This window comes from Acinetobacter sp. C15, assembly GCF_013420645.1.
In the GTDB taxonomy this organism is placed as follows: domain Bacteria; phylum Pseudomonadota; class Gammaproteobacteria; order Pseudomonadales; family Moraxellaceae; genus Acinetobacter; species Acinetobacter indicus.
Map to the genome: position 1 here is coordinate 1 of NZ_VOXR01000102.1, position 2304 is coordinate 2304.

Consider the following 2304-nt stretch of genomic DNA (forward strand, 5'->3'; position numbering starts at 1 on the left):
AAAAATAAACTTATATGGCACTTGCGTAATTCACGACAAAATGTGTCAAGTTTTGAAGAAGAGATGCAGTACTCAAGAATAGCAAGGAACTACACGGAGATGAAAAGCAGGAGGAAAATATTAAAAATGGGTGGTTTTAATAAAAAAAAGAGATGAATAACGCTTGTTACTCATCTCTCAGATAATGGGGGTGTTGAAATAGTGTTAGAAGGACTGCTCCAGACTTTCCAGTTCCATCATTAGTTCCAGCATCTGTTCTTCGGCTGTTTCCAGTTTGGCTTTCAGCTCAGTTTGCTCATTCATCAGTTTGAGCAAATCATTTTTACGTGAGGCATCATATAAAGCACTATCTCCGAGCAAGCTTTGAATTTCAGCCAGTCGCGGCGTAACCTTTGAAATCTGTGTTTCACATTTTTCGATATTTTTACGAATCGGGCGGCTCAGTTCCCGCTGGCGTGCCGCTTCCTTACGCTGTGCTTCTTTGTCCAGTCTGGAAATGGTTGCTTTGACTTCGACCTGAGATTTCACCGGCTCGGCTGGCTTCTGCCCGTTTTTGATCATCTCAATGCGGGCCTGACGTAACCAGTCGGCATAAGCGGTCAGATCACCGTCAAATTCACGGCATTGACCATTATGTACCAGCAGCAATTCATCACAGACACTGGCAATCAGCTGGCGCTCATGCGATACCAGCACCACAGCACCTTCAAAATCCTGCAAGGCCATGGTCAATGCATGACGCATATCCAGATCTAAATGGTTGGTCGGCTCATCCAGAATCAACACGTTTGGACGCTGCCAGACAATCAATGCCAGAGCCAGACGGGCACGTTCACCGCCTGAGAAACTTTCACTTGGCGTATCCATGCGTTCGCCGCTAAAACCAAAACTGCCCAGGAAAGAACGCAGGCTGGCTTCACTGATTTTTTTATCGGCAATACGGGCCAGCTGTAACATCGGGCTGGCATTGCCATCCAGTGCATCCATTTGGTGTTGGGCAAAGTAGCCAATATTGAGCAGTTCTGAATCTTTACGCAGACCCTGAAGCAATTTTAAATCACCGACCAGCGATTTAATCAGGGTGGATTTACCGGCACCATTCATCCCGAGCAAACCAATCCGGCTGCTTGGCGTGATCTGTAAATTGACATTGGTGACAATCAGCTTGTCACCATAACCAATATCGGCATGTTCCAGTTGCAATAAAGGCGAACTCATTTTGGTCGGTTCACGGAAACTGAAGGTAAATGGTGTATCAACATGGGCAGCAGACAGTTCCTGCATACGCTCCAGCTGTTTGATCCGGCTCTGTGCCTGCTTGGCTTTGGTGGCTTTCGCTTTAAAACGGTCAATATATTTTTGCAGATGTGCGCGGGTTTCCAGCTGCTTTTCATAAGCCTGTTGCTGCTGCGCCAGACGTTCACTGCGGGTGCGCTCGAAGGTCGAGTAGTTACCGGTATATAAAATCAGTTCCTGATTTTCAATATGTAAAATATGATCGGTAATCGCATCGAGGAAATCCCGGTCATGCGAAATCAGCACCAGCGTACCTTCATAGGCTTTCAGCCAGTCTTCGAGCCAGAGAATGGCATCCAGGTCTAAATGGTTGGTCGGTTCATCAAGAAGGAGTAAATCGGAACGGCTCATCAGGGTACGCGCCAGATTCAGGCGCATGCGCCAGCCACCAGAAAAACTTGAAACATCCAGTTGGGATTGATGTTCAAAAAAGCCCAGACCGGCCATCAGTTGCGAAGCTTTGGCCGGCGCAGAATAACCTGAAATTTCATCAAAACGGCCATATAAATGGGCCAGTTCTGCATCATCCAGCTGATCTGGCTGCTCCAGTTTCTGTTGAATATCCCAGTATTCTTCATCGCCGGACAAGACGAAATCAATGGCTTTCATATTCAGCGCTTTGATTTCCTGCGCCATATGCGCCACGGTCCATACCGCAGGACGGGTCAACGAACCGGTGTCTGACTCCATGCCACCAAGCAAAGCTGAAAACAGGGTCGATTTCCCGGCACCATTGACACCGGTTAGGCCAATTTTCCATCCTGGGTGTAACTGCATCGACGCTTTTTGAAATAAAACACGTCCACCGCGACGTATAGATAACTGGTCTAACTGAATCATTGAGAAATCAAAGCTAAGAAATAAGATGCGCCTATTCTAAAGGAAAGCCTTGTGAAAATGAAAAATCTTGCGACTTTTACTGAAATGAGCCAGCTTTTAAATATTGTGAATTTATATATTATGGACGAATAAGTTGAGTATAAGCTCTATTTTCAGCATTAACAGTTG

General features: G+C 46.1%; 1 protein-coding gene. It reads right to left on the minus strand.

Annotation, left to right across the window (positions count from 1 at the left end; translation table 11 throughout):
• Positions 1 to 204 precede the first annotated feature (204 nt).
• Positions 205 to 2136: an ATP-binding cassette domain-containing protein gene (locus FTT63_RS15245; protein WP_154320142.1), complete on the minus strand. Its 1932-nt coding sequence runs from the start codon at positions 2134 to 2136 to the stop codon at positions 205 to 207.
• Positions 2137 to 2304 lie beyond the last annotated feature (168 nt).